The following is a 23,794-nucleotide window of genomic DNA, read 5'->3' on the forward strand; positions in this document are numbered from 1 at the left end:
GATGGCTGAGATAGTGCTCGACCAGGTGTCCAAGACGTACGCGGACGGTTCGGCCGCGGTAGAGGACGTCAGCCTGAGCATCGCCGACGGCGAGTTCATCATCCTGGTCGGACCCTCCGGTTGCGGCAAGTCGACAACGCTGAACATGATTGCCGGACTTGAGGACATCTCGTCCGGAGAACTCACCATCGCCGGTGAGCGGGTCAACGAGAAAGCGCCCAAGGATCGCGATATCGCGATGGTGTTCCAGTCGTACGCCTTGTACCCGCATATGACGGTGCGCCAGAACATCGCCTTTCCCTTGACGCTGGCCAAGATGAGTAAGGCCGATATCAACGCCAAGGTCGAAGAGGCCGCGAAGATCCTGGATCTCACCGACTACCTGGATCGCAAGCCCGCCAACCTTTCTGGTGGCCAGCGGCAACGGGTGGCGATGGGGCGCGCGATCGTGCGCAGCCCCAAGGCGTTCCTGATGGACGAGCCGCTGTCCAATCTCGATGCCAAGCTGCGGGTGCAGATGCGTACCGAGATCGCGCGGCTGCAGAAGCGGCTGGGCACCACCACCGTGTACGTCACCCACGATCAGACCGAGGCGATGACACTCGGAGACCGGGTGGTGGTGCTGCGCGCCGGCAAGGTGCAGCAAGTGGGCGCCCCGCAGGAGCTGTACGACACGCCCGCGAATCTGTTTGTCGCGGGCTTCATCGGTTCTCCTGCCATGAACTTCTTTCCGGCGAAACTCACCGATGTGGGGGTGCAGCTGCCCTTCGGCGAGGTAACGCTGGATGCCGGGGTGTACGCGGGCATCACGGCCCGGAAGCCGTCCGGTGATGTGATCGTGGGCATTCGGCCCGAGCAGTTCGAGGACGCGGCTCTTGTCGACACCTACAAGCGCATCACCGGTCTGACGCTGACCGTCAATGCCGATGTGGTCGAGTCGCTGGGGTCGGACAAGTACGTGCACTTCACTACCGAGGGCGGCGCGGCTCATTCGGATGAGCTGACCGAGCTCGCGCAGGAGTCCGAGGTTGCCGAGAATGAGTTCGTGGCACGGATTTCCGCGGCCTCGAAGGTCGTCGCTGGGCAGCCGATCGAGCTGATCATCGATACCGGCAAGCTGGTGATCTTCGATGCCGAGTCGGGTGAGAATCTCTCCCTGGCTGCCGGCGAGTGAACAGTGCGCCCATGAACTCGGACGAGATCGTCCGCCGCGTGCGCGCGCAGCTGGCCGATCATTTCGCCGGTCGTGGTGTGGGAGAGCCGGATTCGGCGTCCGTCACCTTCCTGGGCGCTGAGCCCTATGAGCTGTTGCGTTATGGGCCCGACGACTCCGGCCTGACACACTTTGCTTCGGTGGGGGCCAGCAGGTACCCGATGACCGACCCGGGCGAGATGCTCGCCTCCGAGCACCTCGGCCCGCGTGCCGAGGTGCTGATCAGTTTGCGTGGCAATGTCTTCCCGGGCCTGGCCCGCTCGCTCGCGGTGTTGGCCGCTTCGCCCGCCGTGGAGGGGCTGGTGCTTACCGAGGACGCACTTGTCGATCTGGGCCAGCCGCTGTGGGACGACCCGGACCGGCAAGCCTTCACCGCGGTACTGCTACAGGCCAGCGATATCCCGGATCTGCCACTGCCCGAACCACTCTCGCCTGTGCGATTCCTGGCCGCGGTACCCATCACCGCCAACGAAGCCGCCTGGGTCCGGATCAAGGGCGCCGAGGCTCTGCAGGACACTTGGCGGCAGGCAGGCATCGACGTGACGGACCCGTCACGCGCCCACGCGCAACCGAGTTAGTCGCGGGCGTCACTGCCCAATGACGGCGAAGTCGGCGAGGCCGGCGACGAAGCCAACCGGTGAGTCCTGGATGTTCATGACGCACGCGAGCTGATATCCGGCAATGTATGCGCAGTGTGAATTGTCGAACGCATAGTCAACACCCGGCAGCAGCAGAGGGAGTGGATGCCCTTCGAACTCAGGGGTTTTGGTGAAGTCCACGTCTTCGGTGCCGAACCGCAGCGGCTCCGCCGAGTTGTTGAACAGGTGGGCGGAGTTGGCTCCGTCGGGCGCGCCGAAGAACCTGCCGTGGCAATCGAGCGCGGACATCCCGCGATGTGACGACGATGTGCAGTATGCGCCGCTGGGAGTGCGGAATCCGCGGACCGAGTAGACCAGACCGTCTCGCACGGTGAAGTCCTTGGCGGCCGCCTTCGGCATGGAGGAGAAGTCGGGGAGCGCCGGGTCCGCGAGTGCGTTCGGCGCGCACACGAGGGCCAGCATCAGCATCAACGCCATGCGCAATGTCATTGCCGGGTGTGGATATCGGTGCGGGATTACAGCCAGCCGTTCTTGCGGAAGTTCCGGTACAGCAGTGTGCACACCAGAACCATGACCAGCAAGACGATCGGGTAGGCCGCGGGTTCGGCCAACTCGGGCATGTGCTCGAAGTTCATCCCGTAGATACCGGCGAGCATGGTCGGAAATGCGGCGATACCGACCCAGGCACTGATCTTGCGCATATCGGTGTTCTGCTGCATGGCGACCTTGCCCAAAGCCGCGTTGACCAGCGAGGTGAGCAACTCGTCGTAGCTCCCGATCTTGTCCGCCGCGTGCGTCTGATGATCGAGTACGTCACGCAGATACCGGCGTACTTCCTTGGTGATGAGGTCGTTGTGGTCCTGGGTGAGCTTGCTGAGCGCTCCCGTCAACGGGCTGATGGCGCGGCGCAGCTCCACGACTTCACGCTTGAGCATGTAGATGTGTTCGATGTCGGTGCTGGATCGGGGAGAGAAGACGTTCTGCTCCATCGCGTCGATATCGTTCTCGACGAGATCGGAGACCTCCATATAGGAGTCGACCACGCGGTCCGCGATGGCATGCATGACGGCGTAGGGGCCAAGACGCATGTGGTCGGGGTCCGCGTCCATCTGGGCGCGTACCTTAGCCAGCCCGCTGTGGTCGCCGTGGCGCACCGTCACCACGAAGTCACCGCCCACGAAGATCATGATCTCGCCGGTCTCCACGATCTCGCGTGCCGATGAGATCGACTCGTGCTCAACATAATTGACTGTCTTCAGGATCAAGAACAGCGTGTCGTCATAGCGCTCCAGCTTGGGCCGGTTGTGGGCGTGCACGGCGTCTTCGACGGCCAGCCGGTGCAGCCCGAAAGGCTGGGCGACCGCTTCCATCTGGTGTTCGTCGGGTTCGTGCAGACCCACCCAGACGAACCCGCGGTCCAGCGAGCGCACCTTCTCCAGCGCGGCGCTCGGGGTGTACTTGCCCGGCAGCCGTACCCCGTCGACATAGACGGCGCAGTCGACGATGGCCCGGGCGAGCGGGACGGGGATGCGTTTGGCATCGGTCTCTGGTTCGCGGCCCCGGATGGGCGAACGCAACGACGACGGAGTGACCGACGGAAATCGCGCCATGATGAGGGCTCCCTGCTCGCAAACCAATTCTGCGGAACCGTGCTGCGCGATGGTAACCCGCGAACCTGTGGGAGCGCCTGGGAGACTGATGATGTGGCATTCGATATCGCGGTGTTCACCTCAGTGTTCATCACCCTTGTGGTCATCATGGACCCCCCGGGTGCGGTGCCGGTTTTCTTGTCGCTGACGGGGCGGTTGCCCGCATCCGAACGGCATCGCGCCGCGTGGCAGGCGCCCGCGGTGTCGTTGACGGTCATTTCGATGTTCGCGATCGGTGGACAGGCGATCCTGGCGTACCTACATATCGGTGTGCCGGCACTGCAGGGCGCCGGTGGCCTGCTGCTGCTGATCACCGGTCTGTCGTTATTGATGGGCGGGGCGACCAGCCACGACGCCGATAGCGGCGTGAATGTCGCCTTGGTGCCGCTCGGCACCCCGTTGATGGCGGGGCCGGGGGCCATCGCGGCGACCATCATCGCGGTCCGCCAAGCGCAGGGGTACTTCGGCACCTATCTGGCCATCGCCACGGCGATTCTGTGTGTGCATGTGGTGCTGTATCTGACGCTGAGGTTCTCGACAGTGCTGATCAGGGTGCTGCGAGAGGGCGGAATCATGCTGTTGGCGCGGGTAGCCGGCCTCTTGTTGGCCTCGATCGCGGTGCAGATGATCGCCGAGTCGGTACGCGGATTCGTGGCGGGCGGGTAACGCGCGGCTCACAGTTCCAGAGTCGGCACCAGTGACCTCGATGGGGGCCAGTAGTCTCACGCTGTGACCGCATCCGACGTTGTTGTGACAGATGAAGAGATTTTCGACGCACATATCGACGGGAAGCTGTCGGTAGAGCTCAAGTCGCCACTGGATACCCAGCGCGCGCTGTCCATCGCCTACACCCCGGGTGTCGCACAGGTATCGCGGGCCATTGCCGCCGACGCCAGCCTGGCCAAGAAGTACACCTGGGCGCATCGCCTGGTCGCGGTGGTCAGCGACGGCAGCGCCGTGCTGGGGCTGGGCGATATCGGCCCGTCCGCCTCGCTGCCGGTCATGGAGGGCAAGAGCGCGCTGTTCAAGACGTTCGCCGGCCTCAACTCCATCCCGATCGTGCTCGACACCAAGGATCCCGATGAGATCGTCGAGACCCTGATCCGGCTGCGGCCCACCTTCGGCGCCGTCAATCTGGAGGACATCTCGGCGCCGCGCTGTTTCGAGATCGAACGGCGCGTCATCGAAGCGCTGGACTGTCCCGTCATGCACGACGACCAACATGGCACCGCCATCGTGGTGCTCGCCGCGCTCATGGGTGCTTCCCGGGTGTTGGGCCGTGACCAGCAGTCGCTCAAGGTCGTCATCTCCGGCGCCGGTGCGGCCGGCGTCGCCTGCGCCAACATCCTGCTGGCCGATGGCATCAGCGATGTGACGGTGCTGGACTCGAAGGGCATCGTGCACGCCGGCCGCGATGACCTCAATGAATTCAAGGCAGATCTCGCGTCGCGCACCAATCCGCGCGGTCTCACCGGTGGGCAGGCCGAGGCGCTTGCGGGTGCCGATGTGTTCCTGGGCGTTTCGGCAGGCAAGGTCGACGAGTCGCTCATCGCGACCATGGCCGACGAGAGCATCGTCTTCGCGTGCTCCAACCCCGACCCCGAGATCCACCCGCATGTCGCGGCCAAGTACGCCGCCATTGTGGCGACGGGGCGCAGCGACTTCCCGAACCAGATCAACAACGTGCTGGCCTTCCCGGGTGTGTTCCGTGGGGCATTGGACGCCGAGGCCACCAAGATCACCGAGCGAATGAAAGTGGCAGCGGCTGAGGCGATTTTCTCGGTCGTGGAGCCGGAATTGGCTCCCAACAAGATTGTGCCCAGCCCACTGGACCCACGCGTCGGGCCGGCCGTGGCGGCCGCCGTGCAGGCTGTCGCGCACGAGAGCGACTAGCCATTTGAGGTTTCGTGCGTGGTCGGCGGGGCTGCTGGTGGCAGCGTCCGTACTCGCCGGTTGTTCGGAAAATGACGGTCCGGCACCGTATTTGACGGTGGTGACTACCAATGACCCGCAATATCGGGTGCTCGCTTTCATTTACGCGGCGGTGGTCAAAGCAACCGGTATCGATACCAAGGTGCGCGAGAGTGCCGATCCGATAGCGGAATTGGACACCGGTATCGCGAGCGTCGCGCCCGGTTTCACCGCGCGCGTGCTACGTCAGTTCGCGCCGCAGCAGCGGCCCAGCGGTGACGAGGAGACCACGTACAAGTCCATGATCGCGGCGTTGCCCGCCGGTGTCGCAGCGGCGGACTACGGCACGGCCGAGGATCGTGCGGCGCTGGCCGTTCCTTCCGCCGCGATGAGCGCCTCGGCCAAGCCCACATTGGCCGGGCTGGCCCGCCATTGCGATGAACTGGCGCGGGCGGGCCAGGTGGGCCCGGGCACCGTTCCGGCTGCCCGCATCGGTTCGTGTCCGACCGGCACCCCTCGCCAATTCCCGGACACCGCAGCGCTTTTCGGGGCTCTCAGGCACGGCGACGTGGCGGTCGCGTGGACGTCCACCGCCGATCCCGCCCTTCCCGCGGCCGGAGTCACCGTTGTCGATGACGAGAAGAGTTGGCTTCCGGCCAACAACGTTGTCCCGTTGTACCGGCGCAATGAGCTGTCCGAACCGCAGGTGCTATCGCTTAACAAGGTTGCCGGCGAGCTCACCACCGGGGATCTGGCGGCCATGACCAGGGAGGTCTCCGCCGGCGGAGATCCGCAGCGCGTGGTGGACGCCTGGCTCAATGATCACCAGATTTTGCTGCGCGGCTAGCCGTGGCACCGTGACCTGCGTAAATACGGCAGGCAATCAGATTGTGACTTGACCCGATTATTTGACACGTGGTACCTAAATGTTCATTATGGCGATCCCACTGGGCCCCAATGTTGCGGCCACGGCACCTACCCGTAGTGACGAACTGTATCCGGGTGATCAGCCCGGGTTACGGCTGCCGGACGCAGTCGAGGGCTGGGCGCGCCCCGAACTGTCCTCAGTCGTGCGGACCTTCGAGTGGCTGTTCACCAAGTACCGGCTCGGCGGGGGTGGTCTCAGCGTCTACGTCGATGGTGAACTCGCCCTCGATATCTGGGCCGGCGCGGCCGCGGCGGGGCAGGGCTGGACGCGCGACACCGGGGCCCTGGTCTTTTCGGCATCCAAGGGTATTGCCGCCACGGTGATTCATCGCCTGGCCGATCGCGGGCTGCTGTCCTATGACGCCCCGGTCGCGCGCTACTGGCCGGAGTTCGGCGCCAACGGGAAGTCCGCGATCACCGTCCGGCAGGTGCTCGATCATCGCGCAGGTCTCTCCCGTCTTGACGGAATCGCTTACCACGCAGAGGAAGTCGTCGATCACGAGTTGATGGAGCGGCGCCTCGCGGCGGCCTCAGTCGACAAGTTCTACGGCAAGCGCGCCTATCACGCGCTCACCTTCGGATGGTTGCTCGCGGGTCTGGCCCGATCGGTCACCGGCAAGGACATGCGTGAGCTGTTCCGCACCGAGATCGCTGAACCGCTCGGAGTGGACGGTATCCATCTGGGACGCCCGCCACGTACCTCGGTGACCAAGGCCGCTTCGATGTACCCATTTCTGGACGCGGTGGCGAACAAGCCCGTGGTGGGGCGGGTGCTGCCCACCGTCATTCGCGCCATTGATCGCCTTCCTGGTTTCGAGGGCGCTATCGGCACCATGTACGAGCCGGGCATGGAGCGGATTCTCGCCGACGACGGCACGTTGAATTCGGCTCTGTATGACATGCAGGCACCCGCCGCCAACGCGGTGGCCACCGCACCCGCACTCGCGAAGATGTACGCGGCCCTGGCAGGTAGGGGTAGCGTCGACGGCCGCGAGTTCCTGTCGCCGGAAACTGTTGCCGGACTGGGGCGTAAGACCAACCTGACCATCGACCGCACTGTCCTGTTCCCGATGGGTATGCATCTGGGATACATGTCGCTGCCGATGAACGGATTCCGCGGCGGTTTCGGGCATATCGGGCTGGGTGGCTCGATGGGATGGGCTGATCCCCGGCGCAACATTGCCGTCGGCTTCGCGCACAACCGGCTGCCGCTGACCATGGCGCTCGATCAGATCTCGTTCGCGTTCTTGTGGCCGCAGATCGTCAAGGCGGTCAACTGAGTTGGTGACGTGCCCCCAAGTGGTGCACGTCGATTGGGATGCCGCCTGATTTCAGCGCCGCGGGCCTTGCCTTGACGTCTAGTACCTGGTACTGACTGTTACCTATGGCACAACCGCATGGCCTCGATGACGCGGCCGCAGAACCCCGTCCGCCCTTTGCATACCCCCCGCTGGAACGCGGCACGGACCTGCCGCCGGGGGTGAGCGGTTGGGCGCGCCCCGAGTTTCGAGGGGTGGTGCGCGTCTTTTCCCTGGCCTTCACCCGGTACCGCGTCGGTGGTGGCGCCCTCTGTGTGTACGTGGATGGTGAGCCCGTGCTGGACCTGTGGGCGGGGACGGCGCAGAAGGGTGCGCCATGGACCCGTGACACCGCGCCGGTGATCTTCTCGGCCTCCAAGGGCGTGACTGCCACGATCATCCACAAACTCGTAGACCGCGGGCTCCTGGATTACCGGGCGCCCGTCGCCAGGTACTGGCCGGAATTCGCCGCCAACGGCAAGGCGGCGATCACGGTCGATGAGATCCTCTCGCACACCGCGGGGCTGTCGCGGCTGACGGGTATCGCGCACAACTACGAGGAGATGTTCGACCCGGATCTGATGGCAGACCGGCTGGCCGCGGCGCCCGTGGACCGCTACTTCGGCAAGCCCGCGTACCACGCGTTGTCCATCGGCTGGCTCATGGGACGGCTGGCCAAGGCTGTTACCGGTAAAGACCTGGAGCAGCTGTACCGCACCGAGCTGGCCGAGCCGCTCGGCGTCGACGGCATCTACATGGGGCGCCCACCCGTCGGGGCGCCATCGGAATCTGCCGCGCTCACACCGTATTTGGATCGGGTCGCCCGATCCGCCTTCATCCGTCGCACGGCCCCGCCCGTCATGGGTGTGCTCGACAGGATGCCCGGCGCCAAGGGTGCCGCGTCGACGCTGTATCAGCCGGGTGCGGAGATGCTGCTGGCGGATGACGGACACGCCAGCGCGCCGGTGATGGATCTGCGGTGCGGGGCCGGCAGTGCCTGCTGCACCGCGCCGGCGCTGGCCAAGCTCTATGCCGCCCTGGCTGGTGACGGCAGCGTGGATGGCGTGCGACTGCTGTCACCGGAGATCACCAAGGGGCTGGCGCGCAAGCCCAGCTACCAGATCGATCACACGCTGGGGCTACCGATGGGCTGGCACCGGGGGTATCACTCTCTGACGGTGCCGGTGATCGGAGGCGGTTTCGGGCATATCGGCGCCGGTGGCTCCTTTGGCTGGGCCGATCAGAAACGCAAGATCTCGGTGGCCGTCGTGCATAACCGACTACCCAGCACGATGGTGTTCGATCAGACCGTCATCGGGACCTTCTTGCCGTCGATCATTCGCGCGGCGCGCTGACGCGGCGCGCGAATGATCGATCGGGCGGTTTACTTGCCGGGCCGGGGCAGGATGAAGCGGGTTACCAGCGAGAAGATGTCCTGGTAGCGGGCTCCGGTGAGCCGAACGATGACGTCCAGGATCTTGGCGTCGGGGCCGACCAGCACGCGCGGCTTCTTCTTGCGCACCGCGGTCAGGATGATGCGGGCCGCGGCCTCGGGGCTGGTGTTCGCCAGGTACTTGTCGAACATCGCGGCCATCGCCTGCTGGTCATAGCCCTCGGCGGTGGTGGAGTTGCGCGCGATGGCGGTCTTGATGCCGCCGGGGTGCACGCAGGTGACGGCGACGGGCTTCTTGCCGATGATCATTTCCTGGCGCAGCGACTCGGTGAATCCGCGGACCGCGAACTTGGCCGAGTTGTAAGCACTTTGGCCCGGCATCGAGAGCACGCCGAACAGGCTGGAGACGTTGACGACGTGGCCGTCGCCGGAGGCGATCAGGTGCGGCAGGAACGCCTTGGTGCCGTTGACGACCCCCCAGAAGTCCACATCGATGATGCGCTCGATGTCCTTGAACTGGCTTTCCTCCACCTCGCCCTGGAAGGCGATACCGGCGTTGTTGTAGATCTGGTTGACCTTGCCGAAGTGGTCCTTGATGGCGTCGGCGTAGAGCAGGAAGGCCTCGCGCTCAACGACATTGAGACGATCCGAACGTACCTCGGCGCCCAGGGCCTTGACCTGGCGTTCGGTCTCGGCCAGCCCCTCGGCGTCGACATCGCTGATGGCGACCTTGGCGCCCGATCGTGCCAGCTCGACGGCCAGTGCGCGGCCGATACCCGAACCCGCGCCGGTCACCACGGCAACCTTGCCGCTGAAGCCTTCCATAAGTGTCTCCTTGTTAGACGACTGTCAAATAGTCAGAGTAGTGGGTCAGTGGGAACGTTTGGGCATCAGGAATCGTGCGCCCAGCGAGAACAGATCCTGGTACCGGGCACCGGTGAGCCGCACCAGCACGTCGATCAGCTTGGCGTCCGGCCCGACGAGCACGCGCGGCTTTTTCTTGCGCACCGCGGTCAGGATGATGCGGGCCGCGGCCTGGGGGCTGGTGTGTGCGAGCAGATCGAACAACTTCGCGAATTCGGCGGGGTCGTAGCCTTCGGCCATGGTGGCGTTACGGGCCACGTTGGTCTTGATGCCGCCGGGGTGCACGCAGGTGACGGCGACGGGCTTCTTGCCCACGATCATTTCCTGGCGCAGCGACTCGGTGAATCCGCGTACCGCGAATTTGGCTGCGTTGTAGGCGCTTTGGCCCGGGCATGCCATCACCCCGAAGATCGACGAGACGTTGACGACGTGGCCGTCGCCGGAGGCGATCAGGTGCGGCAGGAACGCCTTGGTGCCGTTGACGACCCCCCAGTAGTCGACGTCGATGATGCGCTCGATGTCCTTGAACGCGCTGGCTTCCACTTCGCCGTGAAAGTCGATGCCGGCGTTGTTGTAGATCTGGTTGACCTTGCCGAAGTGTTCCTTGACGACGTCGGCGTAGAGCAGGAAGGCCTCCCGCTCGGCGACGTTCAGGCGGTCGGATCGCACCTCGGCGCCCAGGGCCTTGACCTGGCGCTCGGTTTCGGCCAGCCCCTCGTTGTCTATATCGCTGATGGCGACCTTGGCGCCCGATCGTGCCAGCTCGATGGCCAGTGCGCGGCCGATTCCCGAACCGGCGCCGGTGACCACGGCGACCTTGCCGCTGAAACCCTCCATTGGGCACTCCTGACAGATTTACGTTGCGAGGCTGACGTCAATCAGTGAGGGTAATGGATGGCCCGGTGCCGTGGTCATGGCGGCGGGGGTGACCGTCAGGTCTTGAGGCCCACACAAATCCAGTCGACGGAGACCAGCGGCGGTGTGACGGGGCGTGCCACCGGGCGATGTACGACGACATCGAAACCGGCGGCCGTGAAGAGCCGCTCCATCTCGCCGGCCGTGGGGAAATGCGCCGGCCCGCGCTCGCCCATCCCGTTGCGCGTCCAGCGGCGCTCCTTGGGGCAGATCGTGGCGACCGACACCATGCCGCCCGGAGCCAACACGCGAGAGAACTCCGCTAACGCGGCGGGCTGATCGAAGAAGTGAAACGCCGACGTCGTCACCACGGCGTCCAGGCTGGCGTCGGCGAAGGGGAGCTGCTCGGCCGGAGCCTTGCGCCACTGCACCTCGGCGCAGCGCGCCCGGGCTTTGGCCAGCATGCCGTCGGACATATCGACCCCGAACACTGTCGCATGTGGCAGCTCGGACCGGATGCGCGAAGCCAATATGCCGGTACCGCAAGCGATATCGGCGATACGCCGGGCGTCATGTTCGCATAGCTGCTTGATGGTGTCGGTCTGGGCCGGGCTATAGATGTGGCGTTGTACGAAGGGGAAGTTGTAGACCCTGGACATCAGGGTCCAGTACCGGGTGACCAGTTCGTTGAACGAACGCCGTTGGACGATGACAGTCATCTTTGGAAACCTAGAAGCGGTGCCGGGCAATGTCCGTGACTCGGCGCGACCTTTGTGAAAGATACGAGGCAGACGCCCCAAAGCTATGACCGGCCCCAATTCCTGGTGGGCCGCGGGATGAACCTCGGAGCAAACCGCCGAACTCAACTGCCAGACGGTAGGGTGCGCAAGGGTCTCACGGATCTGATCCGCGAGGGATACGGGAATTCCACACTGCGGTGGGAGAAGGTTGAGTCCGCTGATGACGGCGTCGCTGAGTGATCGGTTCATGCGCAGGCTGCCCGAGACGGCGCGCCGCGCGGTGGACTGTTTCGCCGCCGAGGTGCCCTACTACGGGATGCTCCCGCGCGAGATTCTCGACGGCGAGATCACCGAGTTCACCAAGCAGCATTTCCGGATATTCGCGCGGGTGATGCTCGAAGCGCGGCCGCCCACCGAGGATGAGTTCGCGGTGGCGATCCTGGCCGCATCGCGGCGGGCGCAGGAGGACATCCCGCTTCCGGCAATCCTGGCCGTCTACAACGTCGCCGCGCGCGTCGGCATCGAGACGCTCCGGGAGTTGGCGAGTCCGGATGAAGCCGATGAGGTACTTGCCGTCAGTGTGCAGTTGCAACGCTATCTGCAGTTGTTACTGCCGGCGGTCGCCGCCGCCTATCTCGAAGAGCGGCAAGGTCTTTACAGTGCGACGTCAGAAGCCCGGCGCGATCTGTTCGACGCGCTGATCAAGGGCACACCGTGGCGGGAGGCGGCCGAACGGGCCAGCGTGACGTTGGCACTGGCGTATAACGTGCTGTTTCTCTACATGCCGGAACCCGCGGCGAACACCGTGGTGGCTCGCCTGCGCGCGCACCGGGTGCAGGACATCGTCGACCAATACGCACGCGAACCCGTGCTTACCTCGTTGGATGGCCGCGGCGGCATTGTTCTGCTGCCCGCGGTGGGCAAGGTGGAAGCACTGCTACCGCTGTTCTCCGAGGTGGCGGGTGGGGCTGTCACCGTGGGCGTCTCCGACGCCAACGACCCCGGCGAGATTGCCGACGCCGCCGAAGAGGCACGCGAATTGGCTTTACTGGCACTCAAACTCGGCCGGGTGGCGGGGGCGTACCGGCTCTCCGATCTGTTGTTGGAGTACCAGATCACCCGGCCAGGCCGGGCCCGTGACCTGCTCGCCGCGGCCGTGCAGCCACTGGCGGCGCACCCGCATCTACAGCAGGCGCTCAGCGCATACCTACAGCACGAGCACGGTCGACAGTTGGCGGCCAAATCGCTGCATGTGCATCCCAACACCCTGGATTATCGGCTGCGCCGGGTCGCCGAACTCACCGGTCTTGACCCGGCTCAGCCGTCGGCCGCGCGGACCCTGGCGGCCGCGTTGTTGGCCGTGAAGGCGCGCTGATCTCCTGCTCAGAGCTTGCCGGCGAGCAACTGGATGATGCCCCGCTGCCAGCGCAACAGCATCCGGATCGCCCGCATGGTCAACGAAGTGGACAGCACGGTGCGAACATCCGACTTGGCGGGTAACGCCTTGCCGCGCAACCTTTCATCGAGCCACGCCAGCGCGTCGGCGCCGCCGGCCAGAGCCAGCACGATGTGCTCGCTGGCGCGGTCGCGCCGATAGGTCACGTGAGCGCCGCCCGCGATGTAGTCCTCCGCCAGCTGGTCGGTGTACTGGATCGGCAGCAGCAGATCGTGGATGGGGTGGTACAGGTACACCGGCGCGGTCGGTGTGCGCTGCCCGAGCGTCATCTCGTCGGTGAGCGCGGTGATCTCGGGCCCGTCCATGACCTCTTCGAGGGGCCGATCGAGAATCTTGTTGAAGTCCAGGAACGGCCAGCGCAGTACCGATTCCAGCAGCGTCATGCGCTCGGACTTCTCCACGATCCGGCGCCCTCTGCGATTGAGATGGCGCTCCAGGAACTCGCGGGCCGGCGGATGGGCGCGCATCATCGCGGCGAGCACCGGGATGATCAGGCCCGAGGCGGGCCGCCCACTGTGAAAGTGCACCAGGGGGCCGGGTTGCGCGGCGGGTGCCCCGATCAGCGCCCCGACCATGTTCAGCTCCGGGGCGTACTCGCCGGCAAGCTCTGCCGCCCACGCGCTCGCGGTGCCGCCTCCGGAGTATCCCCAGACCGCGACAGGGGTTTGTGGGGACAGTTGCGGGATGCCGTCGACGCCGGAAGCGGCGATGGTGGCTCGTAGCCCATCCAGAACGTGATAGCCGGGCTGCCGGGCCACCATCCAAAGTCCGTGCGGCCCCTCGTGATCACTGATGGTGACAACCCACCCCTTGGTGAGTGCGGCCACCACCAACAGGAATTCGTTTTGCGATTGGGTCAGGCCGAATGATCCCTGCTGCAGGTAGTACGACGGGAACCGTTTTGGAGTGACGGCGTCGATGGCGCTCTGGAACGCCAGCAATGGTGAGTCCGGTGTCGCGCGCTGCGGCACCACCACCGTCGTCACCGTGGTCTCCGGATTGCCGTGCAGGTCGGTGCTGCGGTACAGAACCTGCCAGGCATGCAGCTTTATCGGGATGAATCCGAACAGCCCGAGCCGGACCCGTCTGCGGCGCAGCGGCGTTCCGGGCGCGGTGGCCTCCCACCCCTCCGGAGCCGGGCCGAAGAACGGGTCATACGCGGCCGATAACGGCTTGTCGACCTGCAGCGGCCAGTCGTCGATCGACGGTGGTGCCACGGCAGGCGTGGATGCGGCACCGGCCGTCATCGAGCCCGGGTGTCCTTGCACTGGCGGTCCTATCGTCCGGTTCAGGGGATGCGCACTGCTGTGAGCAGCGTATTAACCGGCCTGGTGCCGTCGTACCGCATTGAGTCCAGATCATGTTGACTCACCAAACGGCCGACGGCACCTTGTGACCGCTCACTCCTACGCAGAGGTGGGTGTGAACGCCTCGTCGATGATCTCCTGCTGCTCGACGGCGTGCACCTTCGAGGAGCCGGACGACGGCGCCGACATGGCGCGCCGGGAGATCTTGGTGAGGCCGGTCAAACGCGGAACCACCTCGGGCAGGTTCAGGCCGAATGTCGGCCAAGCGCCCTGGTTGGCAGGTTCTTCCTGCACCCAGATGTACTGTGCGTCATCCGGGTACCGGCTGAGGGTCTCTTCCAGGCGGTAGCGCGGGATCGGGTACAGCTGCTCGATGCGCACGATCGCGACATCGTCACGCTTGTCGGCGTTCTTGCGCGCCAACAGGTCGTAGTAGAGCTTGCCGCTGGTCAGCAGGATCCTCTTGACCTTGCTGCGATCGCCGATGCCGTCCTCGTACCCGGCCTCCTCAAGCACCGAGCGGAACTTGCGGTCGGTGAAGTCCTTGATGTCGCTGACGGCAGCCTTGTTGCGCAGCATGGATTTTGGCGTGAAGACCACCATCGGCCGGGTAATGCCGTCCAGCGCGTGCCGGCGCAGCAGATGGAAGTAGTTGGCCGGTGTCGACGGCATCGCCACCGTCATCGAGCCTTCCGCGCACAGCTGCAGGAACCGCTCGATGCGGCCCGAGGTGTGGTCGGGACCCTGTCCTTCGTGGCCGTGGGGGAGCAGCAGCACCACCTCGGAGAGCTGGCCCCACTTGGCCTCTCCTGACGAGATGAACTCGTCGATGATGGACTGCGCGCCGTTGACGAAGTCGCCGAACTGGGCCTCCCACAACACCATTGCGTCGGGGTTGCCCACCGAGTAGCCGTATTCGAAGCCGACGGCCGCGTACTCGGACAGCGAGGAGTCGTGCACCACCAGGTGGCCGCCGGTGGGGTTGCCTTCGGCGTCCACACTGACCAGCTGCAAGGGGCTGAACTCATCGCCGTTGTGCCGGTCGATGATCACCGCGTGGCGCTGGGTGAAGGTGCCGCGCTTGGAGTCCTGGCCGGACAAGCGCACCACCTTGCCCTCGGCCACCAGGGTGCCGAACGCCAGGAGCTCGCCGAAGGCCCAGTCGACCTTGCCTTCGTAGGCCATGTCGCGGCGCTTCTCCAGCACCGGCTTGACGCGGGGATGCACGCTGAAGTCCTCGGGTACAGCCAGGAAGGCGTCACCGATGCGCTGCAGCAGCGCCTTGTCGACGGCGGTGACCAGCTTCTGCGGGAGCTGCTGGTCTTCCTCGACCGACTCGCTGGGCCGCTGCTGGTACTTCTCCAGGTCGCGGACCTCGTTGAACACCCGCTCCAGCTGACCTTGGTAGTCGCGCAGGGCGTCCTCGGCTTCCTTCATCGAGATGTCGCCGCGGCCGATGAGGGATTCGGTGTAGGTCTTACGCACACCGCGCTTGGTGTCGATGACCTCGTACATCTGCGGGTTGGTCATCGAGGGATCGTCGCCCTCGTTGTGGCCGCGCCGGCGGTAGCAGACGAGGTCGATGACGACGTCCTTGTTGAACTTCTGCCGGAAGTCGACGGCCAGTCGCGACACCCACACGCACGCCTCGGGATCGTCCCCATTGACGTGGAAGATCGGTGCGCCGATCATTTTCGCGATATCGGTGCAGTACTCGGTGGAACGCGAGTGTTCCGGTGCGGTGGTGAATCCGATCTGGTTGTTGACCACGATGTGGATCGTGCCGCCGGTGCGGTATCCGGGCAGATTGGCCAGGTTCAGGGTCTCGGCCACCACACCCTGTCCGGCGAACGCGGCATCACCGTGCAGCATCAGCGGCACCACAGTGAAGCGGCCGCCGTCGGTGCCCACGTCCAGGAGGTCCTGCTTGGCGCGCACCAGGCCTTCCAGCACCGGGTCCACGGCTTCCAGGTGCGAGGGGTTGGCGGTCAGCGACACCTCGATGTCGTTGTCGCCGAACATCTGAATGTAGGTACCCGAGGCGCCCAGGTGGTACTTCACGTCACCGGAGCCGTGCGCGAGCGCCGGGTTCAGATTGCCCTCGAACTCGGTGAAGATCTGCGAGTACGGCTTGCCGACGATGTTGGCCAGCACGTTGAGCCGGCCGCGGTGCGGCATGCCGATCACAACTTCGTCGAGGCTGTGCTCGGCGCTCTGATCAATGACGGCATCCATCATCGGGATGACGCCCTCGGCGCCTTCCAGCGAGAACCGTTTCTGCCCAACGTATTTGGTGGCCAAGAAGGTCTCGAATGCTTCGGCGGCATTGAGCTTGGACAGGATGTACTTCTGCTCCGCGACGGTGGGCTTGTCGTGCTTGACTTCGATGCGCTCCTGCAGCCACTTCTGCTGTTCGGGCTCCAGGATGTGGGTGTATTCGACTGCGGCGTGACGGCAGTACGCGTCGCGCAGCACCGACAGCACATCGCGCAGCTTCATGTACTCCTGGCCCTTGAATCCCGAGACCTTGAATTCGCGGTCCAGGTCCCACAGGGTCAGGCCGTGGCTCAGCACATCCAGATCGGGGTGGCTGCGGAAACGGGTCTTGTCGAGGCGCAGCGGATCGGTGTCTGCCATGAGGTGGCCCCGGTTGCGGTATGCCGCAATCAGTTCCAGCACACGAGCGTTCTTGTCGAGGATCGAGTCGGGGTTGTCGACGCGCCAGCGCACGGGCTCGTAGGGGATGCCCAGCTCACGGAAGATGTCGTCGAAGAAGTCGTCGGACAGCAGCAGCTGATGCACCGTGCGCAGGAAGTCGCCGGATTCGGCACCCTGGATGATGCGGTGGTCGTAGGTGGAGGTCAGCGTCATGAGCTTGCCGATGCCCAGATCGGCGATGCGCTCCTCGCTGGCGCCCTGGAACTCCGCGGGGTACTCCAGCGCACCGGCACCGACGATGGCGCCCTGCCCCCGCATGAGTCGGGGTACCGAGTGCACGGTGCCGATGGTGCCCGGGTTGGTCAGCGAGATGGTGACTCCGGAGAAGTCCTCGGCGGTCAACTTGCCGTCCCGGGCGCGGCGCACGATGTCCTCGTAAGCGGCGATGAATTGGCCGAAACCCAATGCTTCGCAGCCCTTGATGGCGGCCACGACGAGGGTGCGGTTGCCGTCCTTGCCGGGCAGGTCGATGGCCAGGCCCAGGTTGACGTGAGCGGGCGTTACGGCGGTGGGCTTCCCGTCCACCTCGGCGAAATGCCGGTTCATGTTCGGGAAGTCCTTGACGGCCTGGACGATGGCGTAGCCCAGCAGGTGCGTGAACGAGATCTTTCCGCCACGGGTCCGCTTGAGGTGGTTGTTGATGACGATGCGGTTATCGATCATCAGCTTGGCCGGGATGGCCCGGACGCTGGTGGCTGTCGGGATTTCCAGCGAGGCCGACATGTTCTTGACGACGGCCGCCGCGGCACCGCGCAGCACCTGGGTCTGGTCACCCTCGGAAGTCGGAAGCGGCGCGGCGGCCGGCTTGGGCGCTGCGGGGGCCGCGCTCGGCGCCGGGGCCGGTGGTGCGGCGGGTGCGGCGGGTGCCGGTGCTGGTGCGGCGGCAGCGGGTGCGGCTACGGCTTGACCGTTGGCGGTAGCGGTCGCGGGCTCGGCCACCGATTCGGCGCCAAAGTCGCTCAAGAATTCATGCCAACTGGAGTCCACCGAGGACGGGTCTTCTTTGAATCGCCGGTACATCTCTTCGACCAGCCATTCGTTCTGCCCGAATTGTGGATTTGAACCGTTCACGGCAGTCTTCGCCTCGCTCCGTCTCGTTCGATATTCAGTCCGTTTAGCGACCGGTACCAGGCTAACGCGTCGCCATTGGGGGTGACATGTCACGTTCCATCACAGGGGCGACAGCATCGGCGCCACGGATGGCTCAGGGGTGGATACCTGGTGAACAACCACCCCCGTCCTGGCTAGCTGTCCGGCGCCACCAGTCGTAGTTGTACCGGCCACGCCGTCGGGGGATTCCCAAAGGCATTGCGTGCGTTGGTAATTATTCGCTTGCCGATAAACCGGTTGCCACCGGCACCGATCACCGCCCCGATTCCGGCGGGCAGCAGCTTGCCGGCCGCCATCGCGCCGCGCTTCAACGCGAACTTCTTGGTGAACCGCTTGAGCAGGGTGGCGTTCAAATGGCTGAGCGCGGGCACCGGCAGTGTCGAGGTCGCTTCGGCCAGCCAGCCGCCGCCGACGGTGCGCTCCTTGCCCAGCACGTCCGACACCGTGGTCTCGCCGTCATCGCCCAGCAGAACGGCAAGCACCAGCGTGTGGCGGTGTTCGATCTTGGCAAGCTCGATGTCGTGGACCGCGGCCAGCGCCAAGGTGAACAGCGATGTCGCCTCCAGGAACAGCACTGCTTCGCCGGCGGTGGCAGACAGCGCGGCCAGCGTGCCGACTCCCGGGAAGGCGGCGGCCGCGCCGACCGCCGCGCCGCTGCCTATCACCGTGGCCAGGTACCGCTTCTCCAACATGGTGATGATGTCGGCGGGCGTGGCGGTGGGATGGGCGGCGCGTAGCTTCTGCACATACGCGCGCACCGCGGGCTCCTGAACCTTGGTGCTCTGGTCCAGCACGAGCGAGAGTAGCTTCCCCGAGGCGCCGGGCTTGGATTCCTTGCCCTTGCCTCCGAGTGTCAACTGCCGCTGCGGTTCGGTGATGCGTGTGCTCATCGGCGTGTGTTCCTTCAGTGCTGTGGTCTGGGTGGGTCCACTGGGTGTGAGCGAAGGGTTTGTGCTCACAGTAGTGAAGACGAATGGCGAGGGTCATTCGTTCCTCAAATAGGGGTCCAACGGGGTGATTTACGCGACGTTTTGGGTCCTCTGGCCGGTGCTGGCAACCGTTTGGGTAGCTACGGCAGGTCGAGTGGCGCAGTGATGAGCAAAGTCGCGATGACTCGGGCGGGACCGGAAAACGCAGTGACGGGACGCGCACGCTGTGCTTCGATGTTGACGGGCGGGCACTGTCCTGTGTTGTCTAGAGCAACGGCGTGCCCGCGCCGCCGACTCGGGGAATCGTTCTGTCGGCGCTGATCACGCCTCTCGGGGTGGCGTCTCCTCCCTGTCGGGAGCGCAGACTTGACCAATTGAGTGAGACCCGGCTCACATTTGTTAGAGAAGGGAAGGTTCTGCCACGTGCGCGCGCTGAGCACTGAGGTGAGTGCTGCCCCTGGTAAGACGGCCGGTGAGACGACTGCGGAGGACGCGGCGGCCGCTCACACTGCCGCCGGCTCCGTCGCACCCCCGGCGACCCGATTGGGCAGGGCATGGCTCATCACGGTGCTGGGGGCCATGGTTGCCCTGGGCCCGCTCACCATCGACATGTACCTACCGGCCTTGCCCGATATCGGGTCGGATCTGCACGTCAACTCCACGCTCACTCAGCTGACGCTGACCGGAACGCTGGTGGGGTTGGGTCTGGGGCAGCTCCTGGTGGGGCCGCTGTCGGATTCGCTCGGCAGACGACTCCCGCTGATTGCCGGGGCGGCGCTGCACATCGTGTCCTCACTGGCCATCACCGTCGCACCCAACATCGTGGTGCTGGGCGTGCTGCGTGCGGTTGAAGGAATGGGTGCGGCGGCGGCCATGGTGGTGGCGATGGCGGTGGTGCGCGACCTTTACACCGATAAGGCGGCGGCGACCGTGATCTCCCGCCTCACGCTGGTCATCGGTATCGCGCCGATCCTTGCCCCGTCGTTGGGTGCGGCCGTGCTGGTGCATGGGTCGTGGCAGAACGTGTTCGCGGCCCTGTCATGTCTGGGCGTTCTGCTTCTCATTCTCGCCGTGGTCGCGCTGCCGGAGACGCTGCCACCGCCCGTCCGGCGCCCGTTGCGGGTGGGGGCCATCCTGCGGACGTATCGCGATCTGCTGCGCGACAAGGTGTTCGTGGTTCTGGTGCTGGTAGCCGGGCTGTCGTTGTCCGGTCTGTTCGCCTACATTTCGGGCGCTTCATTTGTGCTGCAGGGGCAGTACGGCATGAATCAGCAGGTGTTTGCGATCGCATTCGGTGCGGGCGCCATCGCATTTGTCGCTGCCTCGCAGTTGAACGTGGTGCTGCTCAACCGATTCGAACCGCAGCAGATTGTCTGGTGGTGCCTGTCGCTGGCTCTCATCCCTGCGGTGGTGCTCCTGGTGCTTGCCGGATTCGGTATCGGTGGGCTTGTTGGTTTCGTGGGTCCGGTCTGGACGTTGATGGCGCTGATGGGATTCGTCATTCCGAATGCCCCGGCGTTGGCGCTGTCCCGCCACGGTGAGGCCGCGGGTACCTCGGCGGCGGTGCTGGGTGCCGCGCAGTTCAGCGTGGGTGCTGTGATCGCACCCCTGGTCGGGGCGCTCGGTAACAACGCGCTTGCGGTCGCCGTCGTCATGATGATCGGGGTGGTGCTGGCATTGGCCGGGCTGGCCGTCGTGAGGAATCGTGTCGCTGCCTGAGTACCCGCGCCCGTGGACGACGTTGTGGGTGGTGCTGTTCGGGCTGTTCATGATCTTGCTCGACTCGACGATCGTGTCGGTCGCCAATCCGGCCATCAAGGCTGGCTTCGGTGCCGACTACTCGGCGACGGTGTGGGTCACCAGCGCGTACCTGCTGGCTTACGCGGTGCCGCTATTGACCACTGGACGCTTGGGAGATCGGTTCGGTCCGCGCTCGATGTATCTGGCAGGGCTCGCGGTCTTCACTGCCGCCTCGCTGTGGTGTGGCCTGGCCGGATCGATCGGCTGGCTCATCGCCGCGCGGGTGGTGCAGGGGATCGGTGCGGCGATGCTGACCCCGCAGACGCTGACGGTGGTGCAGCGGGTGTTTCCGCCGCAGCGGCGCGGGACCGCCATGGGGGTATGGGGCGCCGTCGCCGGAATCGCGACCCTGGTCGGCCCCGTCGCGGGCGGTCTGCTGGTGGACGGCTGGGGCTGGCAGTGGATCTTCTACGTCAACATTCCGGTGGGCGTGCTGGGAATCATCTTGGGCGCCATTTACATTCCGCGGATGCCGACACATCCGCATCGGCTGGATCTGCTCGGTATGGCACTCTCGGCCACGGGCATGTTCGCGTTCGTCTTCGCGCTACAGGAAGGCGAGAGCTTCCAGTGGGTCCCGGGGGTGTGGGCGATGATGGTCGCGGGCCTCGCGGTGCTGGGTGTGTTTGTGTGGTGGCAGTCGGCTAATCGGGGTGAGCCGTTGATTCCGTTGCGGCTGTTCGCCGATCGCAACTTTTCGCTCGCCGGGGTCGCCATCGCGTCGATGAGTTTCTGTGTGATTTCCACTGGGCTGCCGATGATGTTCTACACCCAACTGGCGCTGGGTTTTTCGCCGACCAAGGCGGCATTGACACAGGCACCCACGGCCATCGTGAGCGGGATCTTGGCGCCCGTGTCCGGGTGGCTGGTCGATCGGGTGCGTCCGTCGATATTGATCGGGAGCGGCATCGCGCTGATGATCGTCTCCACGTTGTGGTGGACGGTGTTGATGCGGCCGGAGACGCAGATGTGGCAGCTGCTGCTTCCCGCCGCGGGTATCGGTGCGGCCATGGCATGCATCTGGGGCCCGCTGGCCACCACCGCGACGCGAAACCTGCCGTCGGCGGTGGCCGGTGCCGGGTCCGGGGTCTACAACACGCTGCGCCAGGTCGGCGGCGTGGTAGGCGCCTCGGCGATGGGTGCGTTGATGACGGCCCGGTTGGCCTCGAACATGCCTGCGATGGCGCCCGATTCCGGATCCACCGACCAGCTGGGGGTGTTGCCCGTCGGGTTGCGCGCGCCCTTCTCGACAGCGATGGCCCAGTCCATGCTGCTGGGTGTCGCGGCGTTGGTGGTCGGTTTGGTGGCCGCGCTCTTCATGCGGCCCACGGGTTTACAGGTAGGTGCCGTGCCCCTCGACGACTCTCGGACTGACGGGGTCGCCGTCAAAGATTAGAACTTCGTTGACCAGCGCGCCCTTGTGGTTTCGATAGTTGATGACGAGGGCCTTGGCGCCCACATAGGTGCCGACCGGTTCGAAACGCAGATCTGGGTTGCGGGTCAGCGCCTCGGCCCAATAGGCGCGTATGGCCTGCTTTCCCCGGAAGACGCCGCCCGTCTCGGGCGCGATTTCGGCGCCGTAGGCGGAGGTGAAGACGGCGTCATCGTGAAAGTGCGCTAGCACCGCGTCGATGTCGTGCGCGTTCCACGCCGTGAACCAGTCGCGGCTGAACTCGTGAGAGTCGATGGCGAGCGTCATGATGTCGGGCCGAACAGCACCGCGGGGTTCAGGAACCCGGTGGGGTCAAAAGCCGCTTTGACGGCGCGCATCGCGGCGATATCCCCGGGGGTGCGGGCCATGCCGAGGTAGTCACGTTTGAGGGTGCCCACTCCGTGCTCGGAGCTGACATTGCCGCCCAGTTCGGCGATCAGCGTCATCATGGGCTGATACAACGCGGTGGAGTCGGGGCAGCGCAACACATTTAAGTGCAGGTTGCCCTCGCCAACGTGGCCGAACAGTACGGGCATGGCGCCGGGCACCGTGTCGGCGATCAGCTGGGTGGCGCGCCGTTCGAACTCGCCGATATGTGTCAGGGGCAGTGCCACATCGAATTTCAGCGGGGGGCCGTATGCGCCCAGCGCCTCGGCGATGGATTCGCGCACCTGCCACAGGCGTTCACGGGAGGTGCTGTCCAGACCGACGGCAGCCTGGTCGGCTACCCCGGCGCTTTCCAGGGCCTGCGCTAGGTCGTCGGTGGGGTCGCTGTCGCGGGCCAGCTCGATGAGCAACAGCCAGGGGTTGTCGACGGGACTGGGTACCCCCAGCCGCGCGTCCATGAGTTCCAGCGCGGCGATGCCGCTGAGGTCGCGGAAGATGCGGCTGGCATCGACCAGCTGATCCAGGCTGTCGAACCCGGTGATGGCGGCGACGCTATGGGTGGGGACGGGATGCAGGCGTAGTTCCAGTGCGGTGATGACACCGAGAGTGCCCTCGGCGCCGACGAACAGGCTGGTGAGGTCGTATCCGGTGTTGTCGGCGCGAACATCGCTGTGGCGCTCCATGATTGAACCGTCGGGTAGCACGACCTGAATGCCGATGACCTGTTCTCGCATGTTTCCGTAACGCACCGTGCGCAGGCCGCCGGCATTGGTGGATGCCATGCCGCCGAGGGTGGCCGAGTCGCGCGAACCGATGTCGACACCGAACTGCAGGTTCTCCTTGGCGGCGGCCTGTTGGAGCGCGGCCAGCGGCACGCCCGACCCGGCGCGAACCCGGCGCTCGACGGTGTCGATGGGGCCGATCTCGGTGAGTCGCTCGGTGGACAGCAGGACGTCGTCGTGCTCGGCGACGGTGCCGGCGACCATGGAGGTACGTCCTCCCTGGGTGGTGACGGGCTGACCGTGCTCCTTGCAAGCCTTCAGGACTGCGGCGATCTCTTCGGCAGAGCCGGGACGGACCAGCGCGCTTGCGATGCCGCGGTAGCGCCCGGTGTGATCGATGGTTCGCCCCGCCAGCACGTCGGCGTCGGTGCTGAAGTATCGATCGCCGACGATCTGGGCCAGGGCGGGGGCGAGCGCAGACATG

20 protein-coding genes are annotated in these 23,794 nt (G+C 65.4%); 10 read left to right on the forward strand and 10 right to left on the reverse strand.

Annotated elements, in window-relative coordinates:
- Position 1 precedes the first annotated feature (1 nt).
- Both ABG82_RS07360 and ABG82_RS07365 read left to right on the forward strand, forming a co-directional pair.
- Positions 2 to 1,174, forward strand: a complete 1,173-nt coding sequence (locus ABG82_RS07360; RefSeq protein WP_043077213.1) for an ABC transporter ATP-binding protein — start codon at positions 2 to 4, stop codon at positions 1,172 to 1,174.
- Between the two features lie 11 nt (positions 1,175 to 1,185).
- Positions 1,186 to 1,791 carry a suppressor of fused domain protein gene (locus tag ABG82_RS07365; RefSeq protein WP_043077212.1) on the forward strand — a complete coding sequence of 202 codons (606 nt, stop codon included), beginning with the start codon at positions 1,186 to 1,188 and terminating at the stop codon, positions 1,789 to 1,791.
- Between the two features lie 9 nt (positions 1,792 to 1,800).
- On the opposite strand, the gene ABG82_RS07370 is transcribed toward ABG82_RS07365, so the two are convergent.
- Positions 1,801 to 2,301, reverse strand: a complete 501-nt coding sequence (locus ABG82_RS07370) for a hypothetical protein (protein WP_043077211.1) — start codon at positions 2,299 to 2,301, stop codon at positions 1,801 to 1,803.
- 26 nt (positions 2,302 to 2,327) lie between these two features.
- Entirely contained in the window at positions 2,328 to 3,422 is a 1,095-nt protein-coding gene (corA, locus tag ABG82_RS07375; RefSeq protein WP_043077210.1) for a magnesium/cobalt transporter CorA, read from the reverse strand.
- Positions 3,423 to 3,515: 93 nt separating this feature from the next.
- Between corA and ABG82_RS07380 the strand changes: the two genes are divergently transcribed.
- The 5 genes from ABG82_RS07380 to ABG82_RS07400 all read left to right on the forward strand — a co-directional run bounded on the left by ABG82_RS07380 (position 3,516) and on the right by ABG82_RS07400 (position 8,952).
- The gene (locus ABG82_RS07380) at positions 3,516 to 4,127 is read left to right on the forward strand and encodes a MarC family protein (RefSeq protein WP_043077209.1); all 612 of its coding nucleotides are present in this window, start codon (positions 3,516 to 3,518) and stop codon (positions 4,125 to 4,127) included.
- A gap of 84 nt (positions 4,128 to 4,211) precedes the next feature.
- On the forward strand, positions 4,212 to 5,354 hold the full coding sequence (locus ABG82_RS07385; RefSeq protein ID WP_043077316.1) for an NAD(P)-dependent malic enzyme: 1,143 nt from the start codon (positions 4,212 to 4,214) through the stop codon (positions 5,352 to 5,354).
- 97 nt (positions 5,355 to 5,451) lie between these two features.
- The gene (locus ABG82_RS07390; RefSeq protein WP_234707995.1) at positions 5,452 to 6,219 is read left to right on the forward strand and encodes a glycine betaine ABC transporter substrate-binding protein; all 768 of its coding nucleotides are present in this window, start codon (positions 5,452 to 5,454) and stop codon (positions 6,217 to 6,219) included.
- 88 nt (positions 6,220 to 6,307) lie between these two features.
- The gene (locus ABG82_RS07395) at positions 6,308 to 7,579 is read left to right on the forward strand and encodes a serine hydrolase domain-containing protein (RefSeq protein ID WP_043077315.1); all 1,272 of its coding nucleotides are present in this window, start codon (positions 6,308 to 6,310) and stop codon (positions 7,577 to 7,579) included.
- A 104-nt stretch (positions 7,580 to 7,683) separates the two neighbouring features.
- Complete coding sequence (locus tag ABG82_RS07400) at positions 7,684 to 8,952, forward strand: serine hydrolase domain-containing protein (RefSeq protein WP_043077207.1); 1,269 nt, start codon at positions 7,684 to 7,686, stop codon at positions 8,950 to 8,952.
- 29 nt (positions 8,953 to 8,981) lie between these two features.
- Here ABG82_RS07400 and ABG82_RS07405 read toward each other — a convergent pair whose 3' ends face one another.
- From ABG82_RS07405 to ABG82_RS07415, 3 genes are all read right to left on the reverse strand, one after another.
- Positions 8,982 to 9,815: an SDR family NAD(P)-dependent oxidoreductase gene (locus tag ABG82_RS07405; protein WP_043077206.1), complete on the reverse strand. Its 834-nt coding sequence runs from the start codon at positions 9,813 to 9,815 to the stop codon at positions 8,982 to 8,984.
- A 45-nt stretch (positions 9,816 to 9,860) separates the two neighbouring features.
- A complete protein-coding gene (locus tag ABG82_RS07410; RefSeq protein WP_043077205.1) occupies positions 9,861 to 10,691 on the reverse strand; it encodes an SDR family NAD(P)-dependent oxidoreductase in 831 nt (276 codons plus the stop codon).
- Between the two features lie 95 nt (positions 10,692 to 10,786).
- Positions 10,787 to 11,428, reverse strand: a complete 642-nt coding sequence (locus ABG82_RS07415) for a class I SAM-dependent methyltransferase (RefSeq protein ID WP_043077204.1) — start codon at positions 11,426 to 11,428, stop codon at positions 10,787 to 10,789.
- 241 nt (positions 11,429 to 11,669) lie between these two features.
- Here ABG82_RS07415 and ABG82_RS07420 point away from each other — a divergent pair, with 241 nt between their 5' ends.
- Positions 11,670 to 12,824 carry a PucR family transcriptional regulator gene (locus ABG82_RS07420; protein ID WP_043077203.1) on the forward strand — a complete coding sequence of 385 codons (1,155 nt, stop codon included), beginning with the start codon at positions 11,670 to 11,672 and terminating at the stop codon, positions 12,822 to 12,824.
- An 8-nt stretch (positions 12,825 to 12,832) separates the two neighbouring features.
- Here ABG82_RS07420 and ABG82_RS07425 read toward each other — a convergent pair whose 3' ends face one another.
- From ABG82_RS07425 to ABG82_RS07435, 3 genes are all read right to left on the reverse strand, one after another.
- The gene (locus ABG82_RS07425; protein WP_043077202.1) at positions 12,833 to 14,152 is read right to left on the reverse strand and encodes a lipase family protein; all 1,320 of its coding nucleotides are present in this window, start codon (positions 14,150 to 14,152) and stop codon (positions 12,833 to 12,835) included.
- Between the two features lie 159 nt (positions 14,153 to 14,311).
- The gene (locus ABG82_RS07430; protein ID WP_078343896.1) at positions 14,312 to 18,001 is read right to left on the reverse strand and encodes a multifunctional oxoglutarate decarboxylase/oxoglutarate dehydrogenase thiamine pyrophosphate-binding subunit/dihydrolipoyllysine-residue succinyltransferase subunit; all 3,690 of its coding nucleotides are present in this window, start codon (positions 17,999 to 18,001) and stop codon (positions 14,312 to 14,314) included.
- Positions 18,002 to 18,174: 173 nt separating this feature from the next.
- Positions 18,175 to 18,930, reverse strand: coding sequence for a hypothetical protein (locus tag ABG82_RS07435; protein WP_043077201.1), 756 nt, complete (start codon positions 18,928 to 18,930; stop codon positions 18,175 to 18,177).
- A 462-nt stretch (positions 18,931 to 19,392) separates the two neighbouring features.
- Between ABG82_RS07435 and ABG82_RS07440 the strand changes: the two genes are divergently transcribed.
- The gene (locus ABG82_RS07440) at positions 19,393 to 20,688 is read left to right on the forward strand and encodes a Bcr/CflA family efflux MFS transporter (RefSeq protein ID WP_043077200.1); all 1,296 of its coding nucleotides are present in this window, start codon (positions 19,393 to 19,395) and stop codon (positions 20,686 to 20,688) included.
- Entirely contained in the window at positions 20,675 to 22,165 is a 1,491-nt protein-coding gene (locus ABG82_RS07445) for a DHA2 family efflux MFS transporter permease subunit (RefSeq protein WP_264031970.1), read from the forward strand. The genes ABG82_RS07440 and ABG82_RS07445 overlap by 14 nt, the downstream gene beginning before the upstream one ends.
- Here ABG82_RS07445 and ABG82_RS07450 read toward each other — a convergent pair.
- The gene (locus ABG82_RS07450; protein WP_043077199.1) at positions 22,103 to 22,468 is read right to left on the reverse strand and encodes a nuclear transport factor 2 family protein; all 366 of its coding nucleotides are present in this window, start codon (positions 22,466 to 22,468) and stop codon (positions 22,103 to 22,105) included. The genes ABG82_RS07445 and ABG82_RS07450 overlap by 63 nt on opposite strands.
- Positions 22,465 to 23,793, reverse strand: a complete 1,329-nt coding sequence (locus ABG82_RS07455) for an FAD-binding oxidoreductase (RefSeq protein WP_043077198.1) — start codon at positions 23,791 to 23,793, stop codon at positions 22,465 to 22,467. Before ABG82_RS07455 ends, ABG82_RS07450 begins: the two co-directional genes overlap by 4 nt.
- Between the last annotated feature and the right edge of the window lies 1 nt (position 23,794).

The sequence above is a fragment of the Mycobacteroides immunogenum genome, assembly GCF_001605725.1.
Taxonomy (GTDB): Bacteria; Actinomycetota; Actinomycetes; order Mycobacteriales; family Mycobacteriaceae; genus Mycobacterium; species Mycobacterium immunogenum.